Source organism: Exiguobacterium artemiae (assembly GCF_033342815.1).
GTDB lineage: Bacteria > Bacillota > Bacilli > Exiguobacteriales > Exiguobacteriaceae > Exiguobacterium_A > Exiguobacterium_A artemiae_A.
In genome coordinates, this window is record NZ_JAWPEN010000023.1 from 1 (window position 1) to 15,419 (window position 15,419).

The window sequence follows — 15,419 nt, forward strand, 5'->3', positions numbered from 1 at the left end:
ATTTCACTTCGCTTGAATATACGTTTTTGCCCATGCAAAAACACCTCCGATGCTAGTACTTTTTAAAAGTGTACCACTCCGAAGGTGTTTTATATTGTCTCAAAATTTTAGGTTAGCCCATTCGTCCGTCAAGACGAAGGTGCTTTTTTATTACTTCGGAATAACGAGGACTTGTCCGATAGAAATCAAATTGATGTTGGTGATTTTATTGGCACTGGCAAGCGCGGTGACCGTCACGCCGTACTTCGTTGCAATGGAATAGAGTGTGTCACCGGCTTTGACGGTATAGGTGACCGTTGTTGGCGGAGGAGGTGTCGTTCCTGGAATGACAAGCACTTGTCCGACAGTGATCAGATTGTAGTTCGTAATGTTGTTGGCTTTGGCGAGAGCTGCAACGGTGACATTGTAAAGGTTGGCAATTTTATAAAGCGTATCGCCCGATTTCACCGTATACGTTTTACTGCCGCTTGGAGGCAGTTTTAGTAATTCGGAGATCGTGACGAACTTATACCCTTTTGCTTTGAGTTGGGAAATCATCGAAGGGAGTGCGACCGGTGTTCCCGGTGCCCCGGCTCCTGTATGCATCAGTACGATGGATCCCGGGACGATGTTCGGAACGACACGTGCCAAAATAGCCGTTGAACTGATCCCTTTCCAATCGGTTGTATCGATGTTCCATTGAATCGTTTTTGTATATCCGGCATTACCGACGGCGGCAAGGACAGCACTGTTACTGGCGCCGAACGGTGCGCGGAAAATCGGTTTAGTCGTCCGACCGGTCAATGACTTGATTAAGTTTTCGGTTTTTGATAGTTCACTGGTCATTTGAGTGGCGGTTAATTTCGTAAAGTCGGGGTGCGTGTAAGAGTGGTTCCCGATTTGATGCGTCGGGGTGGCGGTTGCGATATTTTTAATCAATTGCGGATGATTATTGGCACCAGTACCTGTTAAGAAAAAGGTTGCTTTGACATTGTTGCTTTTCAAGATACTTAAAATTTTCGTAATGTTTCCGCCATCTGCTCCATCATCAAACGTCAGCGCGACAACTTTACTGGTCGTCGACCCTTTTGTAACAAATGTCGAGCTGGCTGCATCTGCTGTCAAACCGTAACTAAAGAAAGGAAAAAGCGATATTAACATTATCATGATGATCCGAATCCATTTTCCGTGCATGTGTACGTCGCCTCCTTTTTCTAGGATGACTGCACCTCACTTATCTCTACTTATCTATTACCCTTTTTGAGCAAAAAAACTAAAAAAATAGGGAAATAATTCCCGAATTATTATCAATTTAAACGGAATTGGTGCAAATAATTGTTTAGCCTCGAAATGAATAGGGAACATATGGTATATGGAAATAGTAAAAGGAGTGGAAACGGATGATTGAATTTAAAAACGTCGGGAAGCAATTTAAAGACAACGTTGTCTTAAAGGGCTTGACTCTCGAAATCAAAGAGGGCGAGCTAGTTGTATTCATCGGACCGAGTGGATGTGGAAAAACGACATCCTTAAAAATGATCAATCGTTTGATTGAACCCTCGTCAGGAACGATTCTCGTCAATGGAAAAGATATCATGAAGACGGATACGATTGAATTACGCCGGCATATGGGATACGTCATCCAACAGACCGGTCTTTTTCCGCATATGACTGTCCGGGAGAACATTCAGTTGATTGCCGGGCTCGAAGGGAAAGACCACGATCAGATGGATGCTCGAACAGAAGAATTATTGCAGATGGTCGGTCTTGATCCAAAACAATTCATTGACCGTTACCCGAGTGAACTCAGTGGTGGACAACAGCAACGCGTCGGATTTGCCCGTGCCTTGATGAATGACCCGGATGTCATCCTAATGGATGAACCGTTCAGTGCGCTTGACCCCGTCACACGAAATGACCTCCAAGAAGAATTATTCAACCTCCAGGAAGAAGTCAAGAAGACGATTGTGTTCGTCACACATGATATGGATGAGGCGATCAAGCTAGCTGATCGGATTTGTATCATGCGCGATGGAGAAATCGTTCAATTTGATACACCGGAAGAAATCCTGCGTCATCCGAAAGACGAATATGTCGAATCCTTCATTGGGAAAAATAAAATTTGGAGCAGTCCGGCGTTCATTAAAGCAGAGGACATCATGATTGAAGATCCTGTCTCAATCAGTGGGAAACGGACCCTGTTGCAGGGAATTGAAATCATGCGGGGCCGTAAAGTCGACAGTCTGTTGATTACAGACCGTGACCGCACCCTCCAGGGAATCGTCAAACTGAAGAATATTCAAACGGCTCCTGATAAAGGGGTTCGGATTGAAGAAGTCATGGAAGGGGAATTGGTTGCTGTCGATGAACAGGACTCCTTGCTCGATGTGCTTGAAGTCATGAACCATGAAGAGACCGGCTATCTGCCGGTCACAAATAAGTCAGGACAATTACGTGGATTAATTACACGAAGTAGCTTACTTTCCGTCTTGAGTGAGCAGTTCATTCAGGAGGAGGAAGTTCAATGAATGGATTTTTAGATTATGTTCAAAACAATACAGGTCAAATTTTTGACTTATTACTCGAACACTTACAGTTAACCGTATTTGCCGTTGTCATTGCCGTTGTCCTCGGAATTCCAATCGGGATATTGATCACCCGGTACCAAAAGTTCGCCAAACCGGTCCTTGCGTTAACAAGTGTCGTCCAAGCCGTGCCGAGTCTTGCCTTGCTTGGATTCCTGATTCCGTTCATCGGAATCGGTTCAACTCCAGCCATTATCATGGTTGTCTTGTATTCATTACTCCCGATCGTCAAAAATACGTATACCGGGTTATCAAGTATTCCGGGAGATATGCTCGAAGCGGCAAAAGGAATTGGACTGACTGAACGACAAGTTTTAGGAAAGGTTCAAATTCCGCTTGCTTTACCAATCATGATGGCCGGAATTCGGATCTCGGCCGTGACAGCTGTTGGTCTGATGACGATTTCTGCCTTTATCGGTGCCGGTGGACTCGGTTATCTTGTCTTCTCGGGTATCCAGACAGTCGATAATAACCAAATCCTTGCCGGAGCGATTCCTGCAGGTATCTTAGCCCTTGCGATTGACTTTATCGTCAGTCGGATTGAGTATTCGGTCGCACCAAACGGAATCCAGCTGGCAGACGGTCGAATCAAGAATAAGGCCCGTAAACGCCGGAAAGCGATGTCGGCCGGAAAGAAAATTGCGATTGCAGCGATTGTTTTCCTATTAATTGGCGGAACCGTCGCTTATTCGTTCTTAAAAACGGATAAAATCGTCATCGGGTCAAAAAACTTTACGGAACAATTGATTTTAGGAAATATGTTAGCTGATTTAATTGAAGACAAAACCGATTTAGAAGTCGAACGCCAACTCAATCTCGGAGGCACAAAAGTTGCCTATGGAGCACTTGAAACGGGCGAAATTGATGCTTATGTCGAGTACACGGGAACATTATTGATTGATGTCCTGAAACAAAAACTGGAAACGGATCCGGAAGCCGTCTACAAAAAGGTCGGCGAAATGATTCCGGAAAAGAGCCAGGTTGATGTTCTCGATCCAATCGGTTTTAACAATACGTACGCTCTTGCGATGACAAAAGAAGATATTAAAAAATATGACTTAAAAACAGTCTCTGATATGGCAGGCGTCAGTAACCGGTTGATTCTCGGATCAACGATTGAATTCGCCAACCGGGAAGACGGATACTTGGGATTAAAGAAAAAATATCCCGACATGAAGTTTAAAGATGTCCAGCCGGTCGACGGCGGATTACGTTATACGGCTTTAACGAACGGAAAAACCAATGTCATCGACAGCTTCTCGACAGACGGTCTACTGAAAAAGTTTGATCTGACGGTTCTTGAAGATGATAAAGAATTTTTCCCGCCGTATTACGCCGTACCACTTGTTCGTCAAGAAACACTCGAAGAACATCCAGAATTAAAAGAAGTCCTGAATCTGTTGAAAGATAAGATCACGGATAAAAAGATGCAGGAATTGAACTTTAAAGCGGATGTTGAAAAAGAACGTCCGGAAGATGTGGCACGTGAATTCTTGATTGAAGAAGGATTAATTAAAAAGTAAAACAAAAGAGAGCCGAGGCGGGAATCCGCTTCGGCTCTTTATCATGCGCGCTGACGCGCTATATCGTTTTGGAAAATAGGTAATCCTGGTAGATCATTATTTTTTGATTCGACTAGCGAGCCAAGCGCGAACTGTATTTTGCTGAATCATACATGTTCTTCCTCTCTTGATTGAATTATTCCTAAACTCAAGGATTTTTGCTCGGCATCATTAACAATACGTGCTTGCAGCTCTTTCGTCAACCCATCTGTTTCATATACAGGTAAAGTCGGTAAACCGTAACTCGGATTATTTGTGGATGAAAACAAGTCAGCCATCAACCGTTCTTCGAACAATGGTGTCATTTTAAATCCTCCTCCGTCGTGATTCCTGCCTTACATCTACAGTGTACGGGAAAGATGTAAACAGGATAGAAGAGAATTGTTAAAAACAGGTGAACTTTGTAAACGTTTTCACATTGTCGTCAAATCTTCTTTGACCGGCTCACAGTCAGCAGCATACTGTTGACCGCGTTTGATGTATTTCCGAATCGTCCGTTCCATGATAAACCGGTCATGGTCGTTGATCTCACGAACGATTTTTGCCGGAACACCCATTACCATCGAGTTTGGAGGAACGACCATTTTAGGTGGAACGAGACTGCCGGCTGCAACGAATGCACCGCTTCCGATTTCAGCTTCGTCCAAAATCGTCGCCGACATCCCGATCAAAGCGCCTTGGCGAATGATTCCCCCGTGAATCATTGCCATGTGTCCAATCGTGACATCATCTTCAATGATCGTCGGATAACCCTCATACTGATGAATCATCGATCCGTCCTGAATATTAACACGTTCGCCGATTTTAATCGGTCCCTCATCACCACGGATGACTGTATTGAACCAGACAGTTGAATCCTTGCCGATCTCGACTTCTCCGATGACCTTGGCACCGTCCGCGATATAAACGCTGGAATCAACCTTTGGAGTCAATTGGCCTACACGATATTTCATATTTGTTCCTCCCTTTTGCTTTCAAGTGTACGTTTTCATCTTGACCGTTGGAAAAATAAATTGCAACTGCTTACATAGTAATTGTAAGATGGTAAAAATACCTTTCACAACAGGAGGAAACAGGATGGATCAGACAGTTCGGGCACGGCTTATTACCATCGCCGCCAAAAAAGAAAAAGCAGCGGTCGTTTACAAAGGAATTCAAGTTATCGATGTCATGACACGTGAGACGTATCAAGCGGATGTTGCAGTAGATTCCGGCTATATTGCCGCTGTCGGCGACGGATATGAAGGAATTGAAACGATTGACGGAACAGGAAAATTCATTGCGCCGAGCTTCATCGACGGCCATGTCCATATCGAGTCATCGATGGTGACACCGAGTGAATACGAACAGGCGATTTTACCACTCGGTGTGACGACGGTCATCGCCGATCCGCATGAGATTGCAAACGTCAAGGGAGCAGAAGGGCTTCAGTTCATGCTGGACGATGCAGATGGACTCGCACTGGACGTCCGGATGATGTTGCCGAGTTGTGTCCCGGCGACGTCGTTCGAACATGCTGGAGCGTCACTCGACGCCGCCGCACTCGCACCTTTCATCGATCATCCGGGCGTGCATGGCTTAGGGGAAGTCATGGACTATCCAGCTGTCGAACGGGCGGATCATGATATGTTGAAAAAAATTGAGCAAATCGAAGCTGCCGGAAAACTCGTTGATGGTCATGCAGCAGGACTTGGAGCACGTGAATTGAACATCTACGGTGTGGCAGGTATCCGGACGGATCACGAAGCCGTCAGCAAGCAAGAAGCGATTGAACGGGCGCGACGCGGATTATACGTTGAAGTCCGGGAAGGATCGGCTGCCCGGAATCTAAAAGAAGTACTCGATGCCGTCACGGAAAGTAACGCCAGCCGATTCCTGTTCTGTACGGACGACAAACATCTGGACGATACGTTACGTGAAGGAACAATCGATTACAATATCCGCTATGCCATCAAGCATGGTATTAAGCGGGAGACAGCTTATGCGATGGCTTCCCTTCACGCAGCAAATGCTTATCAATTGAACGACCGTGGGGCGATCGTACCGGGACGCCGGGCAGACTTTGTCCTTTTAGAGGATGCCGATCAGGTGACGATTAATGAAGTCTTCGTCAATGGACAGGCGGTCGCCCGTGACGGAAAAACCATTATTTCATCGAAGAAAGTACCGGTGCCTGCGACACTGCGCGGCGAACTGAAAACGAAGCCGATTACGGATCACGTATTTGAGTTGGCGTTGACAGAACCGAAAGCGCATGTAATTGGTATCATTCCGAAAAGCATCGTGACGGAACATTTGATTTTGGATGTCCCATTGCAGGACGGACAATTTATCCCCGTTCCGGAGCAGGACTTATTAAAAATTGCCGTCATCGAACGTCACAACGCGACTGATTTTTCAGCAGTCGGCATCGTCAAAGGTTTTAGTATGAAGCGGGGAGCCATTGCCGCGACAGTGGCCCACGACTCGCATAACCTTGTCATTGTCGGGACATCTGATGCCGAGATGAAACTTGCCGCAGAACGATTGGTTAAAGCCGGTGGTGGGGTTATTGCAGTCAACGGGACAGAGGTTTTGGCCGAATTGCCGCTTGAAATTGCGGGACTCATGACAAGCCGTCCTTTCCAGGAAGTCGGCGATACACTTGAAGCGCTTAACGATGCGCTCGATGTCCTGGAAGCCGACCGTTCGTTTAATCCGTACTTGACGATGTCGTTCCTCTGTTTGCCTGTCATCCCGAATCTCAAGTTGACAGACAGCGGACTGTTTGACGTCAAAACGTTCCAACACATTCCCGTTCAAGCATAATCAAAAAGGTAAAGTCTGCGATGATGTATCGCGTAGACTTTACCTTTTCTTAATAGTTCTCCGGTTGAATCATTATTTGATCCTTGTTATAGTAGGTCTTATATCTTTGTGAAAAGTGTAGCTTGATGAAACTTTTCGGAAGGATACTGCGTAGAAAAGAATAGAACAACAAGAGGAGAAAGGATAGATTCAATGGATAAGTCATATTTTGAAGGACATGAAAAATTGATTGCCGATGTGTACCGTTCGTTTATCGATCAGTTTCACGAACTGCCGAATAACCGACGCACAAAACGTCAGTTACGAAATCTTGCGTTTTCAGTAATTCGACAAGCTGGTCCGACCTATCAGGAACGAACCGTCTTGTATGAATTTTTTGCTGAATTTTTCCGGGCTGTCGAAGAAGGACAGCGGGAAGAAATCGAATTTTATAAACAAATCGCACAGTAAAGACCCCGATCGGCTCCGGCAGAAGGGGTCTTTGTTGTATCTAAAAACCGGCTACCAAAGGGAACTTGGTAACCGGTAAGAAAATACTTATTTAACTTCCATCCATTTGAAGCTCATATCTGCTCCGAATGGGTGACGGTATAGCTTATCGATGTTCGCACGTTGCAAGTACGCTTCACCTTTTTGGTAGATTGGGGCAATGGCATAGTCTTCCGCCAAGAGCATTTTTTCAGCTTCCTGGAGTGTTGACCAGCGTTTCGCCTCATCCGGCTCTGCTTTTGCTTCTTTGATCATCTTATCGAACTCTTTGTTCGAATATTCCATGCGGTTAAAGCTTCCGTCTGTTAACCACATATCGAGGAACGTCATTGGATCCTGGTAGTCAGGGCCCCAACCGGCAGCAGAGATGTCATAATCACCTTTAGACTCGAGGTCAAGGAAGTTTTTGAACGGCTGCTGTTTGATGTTGACTGTCAATCCAGGCAAGTTCTTCTCAAGATCTCCTTTTAAGAATTCAGAAACTTTCTTAAAGGCATCTTCGTCACGTGATAACATGTCGAGTTCGACTGTTTTAACACCAAGTTCTTTTAAGCCGGCATCCCATGCTTTTTTCGCTTCTGTTGCATCAAAGCTTTGGAGATCCGGGTACTTGGCGCGGAAATCTTCGCCGTCCGGTGTGAATGTAAAGTCTTTGGCAACAATGAAGTTAGCCGGTTTTGAACCATCGTTTAAGATGACATCTGTAATACCTTGTTTTTCGAAACCGAGAGCAAGGGCTTTACGGATGTTTTCGTTTTTAAGTGCTTTATTTTTTTGGTTGAAACGGAGGAAGTTAATCCGCGCATCAGGGCGTGTTTTGTAATCTTCCGATTTCTCATACTGGGAGACGAACTCCGATGTGATCGGTGCGAAGTCAACGTCTTTTGATTCGAACAAGTTGACGCCGGTCGAGATTTCTTTAACGACTTTGACATCGATTTTGTCCATTTTGACGTTTGCTTTATCCCAGTAGTCCGGGTTTTTCTTGTATGTCCAACCGGCGTTAGATTGCCACTTATCGAGGATGAATGGTCCGTTAAAGAGCATTGAATCGACGTCTGTCGCAAATTTTTCGCCTTTATCTTCAACAAATGACTGCTTGAGCGGTAAGTAAGTAGGGAAACTTGTCAGACCGAGGAAGTAAGGGGCCGGAGCTTCCAGTTGCACTTCAAGTGTCTGATCGTCGACTTTCTTGACACCAAGCGAATCAAGTTCTGCTTCACCGGCTAAGATTTTGTTGGCATTTTTTAAATCCTGAAGGATGTAGGCATACTCTGCTCCTGTTTTCGGGTCGAGTGCACGCTTCCAAGAGTAGATGAAATCGTCTGCCGTAACAGCCGAGCCATCCGACCATTTCGCATCTTTACGGAGTTTGAATGTGTATGTTTTCTTATCATCGGATACTTCGACACTTTCCGCGATTCCCGGTGTCGGCTTGTTTTCGCCATCGAGACGGTAAAGACCTTCGAAAACGTTGTTCGTAACGATGATTGACGTGGAGTCTGTTGTTTTTGTCGGATCAAGTTGTGGTACATCCGTTGTCGAAACGAGTGTCACTTCTTGCTTTTTTTCTTTGGATGAAGAAGAGTTTCCATCTGATTCATTGCTTTGGCCGCAAGCTGCTACAGCGAGCAGCGCCATGCTAGATAATCCAGCAAAGGCAATTTTAGTTTGTTTCTTCATGTGAAAGATGACCCCCCGATTAAATTGAAATGATTTCAGAAAAGTGTGAACATAATGTAAATTTAAGTGAAAGCGAGTAAAAATGCAACATAAATTTTCTGACAATTTCTATTGATCAAGGTCTATATGCTCAATTCCAAGTGTTTTCAAGTAGTCATAAAGTATGAATATCGTCAGTTTATGCGGGGAATACATACGTAACGTCAACTGTCGCGAATGACCGCGTAACCGGATGTTTGTAATCCGGACGCCTTGATCTTCCAATGCCTTTTTTATCATTTGGGCATCGGTGTCTGCTGCAAGAGTCAGGTGCGCGACAATGACATTCGCTTCAAATCGGCTGTTGTTGACCCGTTTCATGACCCAGGTCAGTCCTTCTAATGAAAAAAATAAAAAGAACACCATAAACGTGGCTTCCAAAAGAAACCCGGCTCCGAGTGCGATGCCGACTCCGCTGGCTGCCCAGATGATAGCGGCCGTCGTCAAACCGCTGACGATGTCATGCGGGCGTCTTAAAATCACACCGGCACCGATGAAGCCGATTCCGGCGACGACTTGGGCGACCAGCCGCATCGGATCCATCTGAACATTCGGAGCCAGCGTACTGTACATCACAACGGATTTAATGGAAACGATGGTTAACAGGCAACTAATCAGGGTAATTACGAGGCTAGTACGTATACCAACAGGCTTATTTTTGATCTCACGTTCGAATCCGATGATGATACCGAACAGTGCAGCTATCATTAACTTTATAAAGTCCTCCAGTTGGAACGAATGGATCCAATTCACATTTATCAAATCCTTTCTTTACAACGGCTTTGATTTTGTTATAATGAATTTTGTGTCTTTCGAATGAATATACGTTTGATATGAATAGATATACAAGAAATAAAGGACGTGTTAGAGAATGAATCAACAAAAAATCGGCTTTTTTGCTTTAGCCGCAATGGTCATTGGATCGATGGTCGGTGGAGGTGCATTTAATCTGCCGGGAGCGATGGCTCAAAAAGCGAGTGCCGGTCCGATTTTAATCGGTTGGGGAATCACAGGTCTTGGAATGATTATGTTGGCACTGGTCTTTCAACATCTGGCAAACAGTAAACCGGAACTCGAGGGCGGGATCTATGCGTACGCCCGGGAAGGATTCGGACGATTTATCGGTTTTAACAGCGCCTGGGGATATTGGGTTTCGGCTTGGATCGGAACAGTCGCCAACATCACGCTGGTGTTTAATGCGCTCAGTTACTTTTTCCCGATTTTCTCATCGGAAAATCGTATATTTTTGTTAGTGATGAGTATCGTGGTCGTATGGGGACTTTTCTTCATCGTATCGAGCGGGATCAAGGAAGCGACGCTCGTCAACCTGATTACGACAATCGCCAAACTCGTTCCGATTTTAATCTTTATTTTACTGGTAGCGATTGCGTTTAATGTGAAGACGTTTAACCTGAATTTTTGGGGAGAAGGCACGCAATTAGGAAGCATCTTTGATCAAGTCAAAGGGACGATGCTTGTAACGCTTTGGGCATTCGTCGGAATTGAAGGGGCTGTCGTCTTATCGACACGCGCAAACAAACGGAGTGATGTCGGGAAAGCGACAGTCGTAGGACTTGTCGGAGTGCTTGTCATCTATATCTTGATTTCTGTCTTATCTCTCGGAGTTTTGAACCAGGAACAATTGGCCGGACTGCAGGAACCGACAATGGCTTATGTGCTCGAAGCTGCGATTGGTCCGTTTGGAGCAACGTTGATTATGATTGGCTTGATCATTTCGTTATCCGGAGCGCTGCTCGGATGGACGATTCTGGCGTCTGAAATCTCTTATCTTGTGGCTAAAGACGGTGCTTTTCCGAAGTTCTTTGCCAAGACGAACCGTAAAGGGGCGCCGGTCGGTGCGTTATTGATCACTCAAATCGCCACCCAATTCGTTGCGGGGATTGCCCTGTTCTCTGCACAAACGTATTTGGTATTGTCCAGTATTGCCGGAATCTGTGCACTGTTACCCTATCTGTTATCTGCCGTGTACAGCGTTCGTTTCTCACGGGCAGAACGTAATACGAAGATGTTGATTTTCTCGACGATTGCCGCTGCCTATTCGCTTTGGCTCGTTTATGCTTCAGGAATTTGGTATATCGTCATCGCAGCGCTTGTCTATGCACCGGGTATCATCGCCTATCTCATGGCGGAACGGGAGCAGAAGCGGGGCGGCATGTCGCGTTACGAAATGATGGCAAGCGGAATTTTAATTCTCTTAGCTGCCGTTGCGATTTACGGAATGGTCGGAGGTCAAATTCAATTGTAAGACAAAAAAAGCAAGATGGACGTTAATATCTGTCTTGATACACAAAACAGGAACCGGACTGATCCGGTTCCTGTTTTTTTGTTGTCTGGCATCGATCTCAGTCTTCAGAATTTGCGGAGCCGAAGCGGTGTTCCACGGCTTCAACAGACAACGGTTCAGAGAAAATGAATCCTTGCATTTGTTGGCAAGAGGTCTCTTGTAAATAATGTAAGGCAGTTGTTGTTTCAACACCTTCTGCGACGAGGTTCAGCTTTAAGTTTTGACCGAGTTGGATGATGGAATCGAGTAGGCCGTTTTCGCCTAAATCAATACCATCAATGAAGACTTTATCAATCTTCAGTTCATCAATCGGGAAGGCACGTAAATACTGCAGGGAAGAATAGCCTGTTCCGAAATCATCAATGGATAACCGGAAACCAAGCGACTTGATCAGTTGCATCCGTTCGATCGTCCGTTGTGTCTGTAAAATCGCGATGTTCTCCGTCAGTTCAAGGGTGACGAATTGCGGATTAATTATTTTCTGAGTTACGACGTGTTGCAGTGTCCGGACGAACGAGTCACTTTGGAACTGGTGCGGTGAAATGTTGATGGCCATCGTCAAATCAGCCGCAATTTGCTTCTGCCAAATGGCGAGCCGCTCACAGGCCTCAATCACAACCCAGTTGTTAATAGGAGTGATCAAAGCAGCCTCTTCCGCAAGCGGAACGAATTCATCAGGAGGAATGCTACCGAGTGCCGTATGGTTCCAACGCAACAGTGCTTCGAATCCATCGACATGTTTTGTTTTCAGATTGATGATCGGCTGGTACACCAGATGAAGGGCTTGATCCTCTAGCGCTGTAAATAACGATCGTTCAAGCTGTAACTTCCGAGTGAACTGTTCATCCATCTCGTGGGTTAAATATTGAATCGTTCCTGTACCGATTGATTTTCCGGCATACAAGGCCATTTCCGAACGGCGGTACAAATCTTCGAGTGATTTGGCTTCCGAAGGATAGACGGTGATTCCGAACGTACAGGAGATGATCAAGGAATGTCCGTTAATATAGTACGGACGTTGCAATACCTGTTGAAGTTTCCGGGCATATTGGAACAAAGCGTTCCGATTCGTGACTTCGAGCACCACACCAAATAAATCACTTGTCGGATGGAACGTTAACAGCTCATTTGCATGTTCGGACAAACGTTTTGCTAACGCCTGCAGTAACTGATCACCGACATGTGTCCCGAAGGAATCGTTGATGACTTTAAATCGATCAATATCAAACAAGATGAGCGAGATGGGAACGTCATCTGATGCTTTTAAAAATAATGGCTGACCATCACGGAGAAATCCCCGCTTGTTGAGTAGATGTGTCATTTCATTATGATGGACTAAAAAATCAAGTTCCTGCTCCAGATGTTCAGTCTCCGTGATATCAGTACCGATAAAAATATGTTGGAAACGGACGCCGTTTACGTCATAAACCGGAATCAGGGTGGCACGAAGGACTTTTTTTGAATCCTCCTGTGTCGATATGGATAGCTTTCCGGACCAAGCTTTTTTCTTTTTGATTTGAGAACGAATCAGGGGCAGCGCTTCTTCAGATGAATCCAACAGTATTGTCCAAGGTTGACCGAGCAACAGGTGTGGACAAAAACCTGTAACATCCGTCAAATTGGTATTGGCGTATTGAATTGTTCCCCGTGCGTCGAATATTGCGACACAAGCGATTTGATCGAACGCATATCGTAAGTCCATCAATCCTTGGAATAACGGTTTGCTTGCATTTTGTTGAGTAGAAGAAGGTAATTTACAGAAAAAAGCACCAAAAGGTTCATTTTTTTCATCAAAGAGCGGTGAGACGAGCAGCGTCGCTATCGAACGTTCACCTGATTTATGAAGAAATGTTGTATTCGGTAATTGCATCGATTGTCGTTTTTCTAAAAATGAATGCCAGATTTGCCGACTGAACGCAGCATCTTCCGAATTGAGGAGCGGGACCAATTGTCCTGTAACTTCTTGTGCTGACCAGCCCCAGCAGGATTCAGCAGCCTCATTCCAGGAATGAACAGTTAAATCGACGTGCAGGATAAATGCAGGTAAAGGAAATCCTTGCATAACAGTTTCATAGGAATTAATGGTCGAACGATCCATTACGGGCGCACACTCCTTTTGGGTTAACAGAGATGACGGTTCACTTGTCTTGTCTATTCCCAGTATATTCAATTTTCATGCGAAGAAATCCTGTATTTCGATTGAAGATTATCCATAAGAATCTGTTATAATCATGATGAAAGCGTTTTCTAAGTGAAAAAGGGGGATTATTTATGAATCAATCAGAGAAAATCATCACACAGACAGAGAAATTCGGGGCACACAACTATCACCCACTCCCAATCGTCATCTCAGAGGCAGAAGGAGTTTTTGTTAAAGATCCGGAAGGTCGCGAATACATGGATATGCTCAGTGCCTATTCAGCCGTGAACCAAGGACACCGTCATCCGAAAATCATCGAAGCTTTAAAACGACAAGCCGATAAAATCACGTTGACATCCCGTGCCTTTCATAATGACCAACTCGGGTTCTTTTATGAAAAGGTAGCACAATTGACAGGAAAAGATATGGTCCTGCCCATGAATACGGGGGCAGAAGCGGTCGAGACAGCAGTCAAGGCAGCGCGTCGCTGGGCGTACGAAGTGAAACGAGTCCCGGGAGACGCCGAAATCATCGTTTGTGAAGGCAACTTCCATGGTCGGACGATGACAGCCGTCTCGATGTCAACGGAAGCCGAGTATCAACGTGGATTCGGTCCACTTTTACCGGGCATTAAAACGATTCCGTATGGAGATTTGGAAGCACTTAAAGGTGCCATCACGGAAAATACAGCAGCCTTCATCGTTGAGCCGATTCAAGGAGAAGCCGGTATCCTGATTCCGTACGAAGGATTCTTGAAGGATGCTCAAAATGTCTGTAAGGAACAAAATGTATTGCTCGTCTCGGATGAAATCCAATCAGGACTTGGCCGTTCGGGAAAATGGTTTGCTTCGGACTGGGACAACGTAACACCGGATATGTACATCTTAGGTAAAGCACTTGGCGGCGGCGTGTTCCCGATTTCCTGTGTAGCCGCCAACCACGATATCTTGAGTGTCTTTAATCCGGGATCGCATGGTTCGACATTTGGCGGGAATCCATTGGCCTGTGCTGTGTCCGTCGCTTCACTGGAAGTTTTGGAAGAAGAGAAGCTACCAGAACGCTCACTGGAACTCGGAACATACTTTATGAATCGTCTAAAAGAAATTGACAATCCGATGATTAAGGAAGTTCGTGGACGCGGATTATTCATTGGTGTCGAATTGACTGAAGCGGCTCGTCCGTATTGCGAAGCTTTAAAAGAAAAAGGGTTGCTCTGTAAAGAAACACACGAGACAGTCATTCGTTTTGCACCACCACTCGTCATTACAAAAGAAGAGTTGGACTGGGCATTCGAACGGATTGAACAAGTCCTCGGTGTTTCGGTCGCCCAGTAACAAACTGCTACTACTCCCTGTCGGAAAACGATAGGGAGTTTTTCAATTGACTGATTTCTGGATTTAGGACAAATGAGAGCAGAACGATGTTTGAATCTGTTTCAGGTGGGAACATACTACTATGCGTTAAAAAAATAGGGGGTAATGAACATGTCACATGATAGCGGATTAAACAAAAAAGCTGATGGTTTAGTTGATAAAGTTGCCGGAAAAGCGAAAGAAGCGCTCGGAAAAGCAACAGGCGATAAATCAACAGAACGTGAAGGCAAAAAAGATCAGCTTAAAGGCGATGCCAAAAAAACAGTTGGTAATGTTCAACAGAATCTCGAAGATACGAATCGTCGTTAATCTGTACCCGGAAGGTCCCTTATCTAGAGGGATCTTTTTTTATGAAAAAATATGTATAAAGGTCTAGTCATTTGTACGTGTATGTGGAATAATAATAGATGTTAAAGCGTTTTCATCGTCATGTCATTATTTGTTTTTATTTAGGAA

General features: G+C 45.0%; 13 protein-coding genes. 7 read left to right on the forward strand and 6 right to left on the reverse strand.

What is annotated here, in order from left to right:
* Positions 1-150: 150 nt before the first annotated feature.
* On the reverse strand, positions 151-1,173 hold the full coding sequence (locus R7V76_RS15495) for a LysM peptidoglycan-binding domain-containing protein (RefSeq protein ID WP_318094149.1): 1,023 nt from the start codon (positions 1,171-1,173) through the stop codon (positions 151-153).
* 206 nt (positions 1,174-1,379) lie between these two features.
* Between R7V76_RS15495 and R7V76_RS15500 the strand changes: the two genes are divergently transcribed.
* Both R7V76_RS15500 and R7V76_RS15505 read left to right on the forward strand, forming a co-directional pair.
* Positions 1,380-2,507 (forward strand): ABC transporter ATP-binding protein, encoded by a 1,128-nt coding sequence (locus R7V76_RS15500; protein ID WP_318094152.1) that lies wholly within the window; start codon positions 1,380-1,382, stop codon positions 2,505-2,507.
* Positions 2,504-4,087 carry an ABC transporter permease/substrate-binding protein gene (locus tag R7V76_RS15505; RefSeq protein ID WP_318094154.1) on the forward strand — a complete coding sequence of 528 codons (1,584 nt, stop codon included), beginning with the start codon at positions 2,504-2,506 and terminating at the stop codon, positions 4,085-4,087. The genes R7V76_RS15500 and R7V76_RS15505 overlap by 4 nt, the downstream gene beginning before the upstream one ends.
* A 146-nt stretch (positions 4,088-4,233) precedes the next feature.
* On the opposite strand, the gene R7V76_RS15510 is transcribed toward R7V76_RS15505, so the two are convergent.
* Together R7V76_RS15510 and R7V76_RS15515 are read right to left on the reverse strand one after the other, a co-directional pair.
* On the reverse strand, positions 4,234-4,431 hold the full coding sequence (locus tag R7V76_RS15510; RefSeq protein ID WP_012369402.1) for a hypothetical protein: 198 nt from the start codon (positions 4,429-4,431) through the stop codon (positions 4,234-4,236).
* 108 nt (positions 4,432-4,539) lie between these two features.
* On the reverse strand, positions 4,540-5,079 hold the full coding sequence (locus R7V76_RS15515; RefSeq protein ID WP_318094158.1) for a gamma carbonic anhydrase family protein: 540 nt from the start codon (positions 5,077-5,079) through the stop codon (positions 4,540-4,542).
* Between the two features lie 124 nt (positions 5,080-5,203).
* Between R7V76_RS15515 and ade the strand changes: the two genes are divergently transcribed.
* Positions 5,204-6,934, forward strand: a complete 1,731-nt coding sequence (gene ade, locus R7V76_RS15520) for an adenine deaminase (protein ID WP_318094159.1) — start codon at positions 5,204-5,206, stop codon at positions 6,932-6,934.
* Between the two features lie 192 nt (positions 6,935-7,126).
* On the forward strand, positions 7,127-7,384 hold the full coding sequence (locus tag R7V76_RS15525) for a hypothetical protein (RefSeq protein ID WP_290829635.1): 258 nt from the start codon (positions 7,127-7,129) through the stop codon (positions 7,382-7,384).
* An 87-nt stretch (positions 7,385-7,471) separates the two neighbouring features.
* On the opposite strand, the gene R7V76_RS15530 is transcribed toward R7V76_RS15525, so the two are convergent.
* Together R7V76_RS15530 and R7V76_RS15535 are read right to left on the reverse strand one after the other, a co-directional pair.
* Entirely contained in the window at positions 7,472-9,106 is a 1,635-nt protein-coding gene (locus R7V76_RS15530) for a peptide ABC transporter substrate-binding protein (RefSeq protein WP_318094161.1), read from the reverse strand.
* A 108-nt stretch (positions 9,107-9,214) separates the two neighbouring features.
* Positions 9,215-9,853, reverse strand: coding sequence for an MgtC/SapB family protein (locus tag R7V76_RS15535; RefSeq protein ID WP_290829639.1), 639 nt, complete (start codon positions 9,851-9,853; stop codon positions 9,215-9,217).
* A 163-nt stretch (positions 9,854-10,016) separates the two neighbouring features.
* Between R7V76_RS15535 and R7V76_RS15540 the strand changes: the two genes are divergently transcribed.
* Entirely contained in the window at positions 10,017-11,411 is a 1,395-nt protein-coding gene (locus R7V76_RS15540) for a basic amino acid/polyamine antiporter (protein ID WP_318094164.1), read from the forward strand.
* Positions 11,412-11,508: 97 nt separating this feature from the next.
* On the opposite strand, the gene R7V76_RS15545 is transcribed toward R7V76_RS15540, so the two are convergent.
* Positions 11,509-13,548 (reverse strand): sensor domain-containing protein, encoded by a 2,040-nt coding sequence (locus R7V76_RS15545; protein WP_318094166.1) that lies wholly within the window; start codon positions 13,546-13,548, stop codon positions 11,509-11,511.
* 173 nt (positions 13,549-13,721) lie between these two features.
* Between R7V76_RS15545 and R7V76_RS15550 the strand changes: the two genes are divergently transcribed.
* Together R7V76_RS15550 and R7V76_RS15555 are read left to right on the forward strand one after the other, a co-directional pair.
* Complete coding sequence (locus R7V76_RS15550) at positions 13,722-14,924, forward strand: ornithine--oxo-acid transaminase (protein WP_318094168.1); 1,203 nt, start codon at positions 13,722-13,724, stop codon at positions 14,922-14,924.
* A 150-nt stretch (positions 14,925-15,074) separates the two neighbouring features.
* Positions 15,075-15,272 (forward strand): CsbD family protein, encoded by a 198-nt coding sequence (locus tag R7V76_RS15555; protein WP_012369411.1) that lies wholly within the window; start codon positions 15,075-15,077, stop codon positions 15,270-15,272.
* The last annotated feature ends 147 nt before the right edge of the window (positions 15,273-15,419 follow it).

Bases quoted from the DNA above. Each gene is read 5' to 3' on its own strand.
- R7V76_RS15515 (WP_318094158.1), bottom strand. From the start codon at position 5,079: ATGAAATATCGTGTAGGCCAATTGACTCCAAAGGTTGATTCCAGCGTT.
- R7V76_RS15540 (WP_318094164.1), top strand. From the start codon at position 10,017: ATGAATCAACAAAAAATCGGCTTTTTTGCTTTAGCCGCAATGGTCATT.
- R7V76_RS15500 (WP_318094152.1), top strand. From the start codon at position 1,380: ATGATTGAATTTAAAAACGTCGGGAAGCAATTTAAAGACAACGTTGTC.
- R7V76_RS15525 (WP_290829635.1), top strand. From the start codon at position 7,127: ATGGATAAGTCATATTTTGAAGGACATGAAAAATTGATTGCCGATGTG.
- R7V76_RS15535 (WP_290829639.1), bottom strand. From the start codon at position 9,853: ATGATAGCTGCACTGTTCGGTATCATCATCGGATTCGAACGTGAGATC.
- R7V76_RS15530 (WP_318094161.1), bottom strand. From the start codon at position 9,106: ATGAAGAAACAAACTAAAATTGCCTTTGCTGGATTATCTAGCATGGCG.
- R7V76_RS15510 (WP_012369402.1), bottom strand. From the start codon at position 4,431: ATGACACCATTGTTCGAAGAACGGTTGATGGCTGACTTGTTTTCATCC.
- R7V76_RS15550 (WP_318094168.1), top strand. From the start codon at position 13,722: ATGAATCAATCAGAGAAAATCATCACACAGACAGAGAAATTCGGGGCA.
- ade (WP_318094159.1), top strand. From the start codon at position 5,204: ATGGATCAGACAGTTCGGGCACGGCTTATTACCATCGCCGCCAAAAAA.
- R7V76_RS15505 (WP_318094154.1), top strand. From the start codon at position 2,504: ATGAATGGATTTTTAGATTATGTTCAAAACAATACAGGTCAAATTTTT.
- R7V76_RS15495 (WP_318094149.1), bottom strand. From the start codon at position 1,173: ATGCACGGAAAATGGATTCGGATCATCATGATAATGTTAATATCGCTT.
- R7V76_RS15555 (WP_012369411.1), top strand. From the start codon at position 15,075: ATGTCACATGATAGCGGATTAAACAAAAAAGCTGATGGTTTAGTTGAT.
- R7V76_RS15545 (WP_318094166.1), bottom strand. From the start codon at position 13,548: ATGGATCGTTCGACCATTAATTCCTATGAAACTGTTATGCAAGGATTT.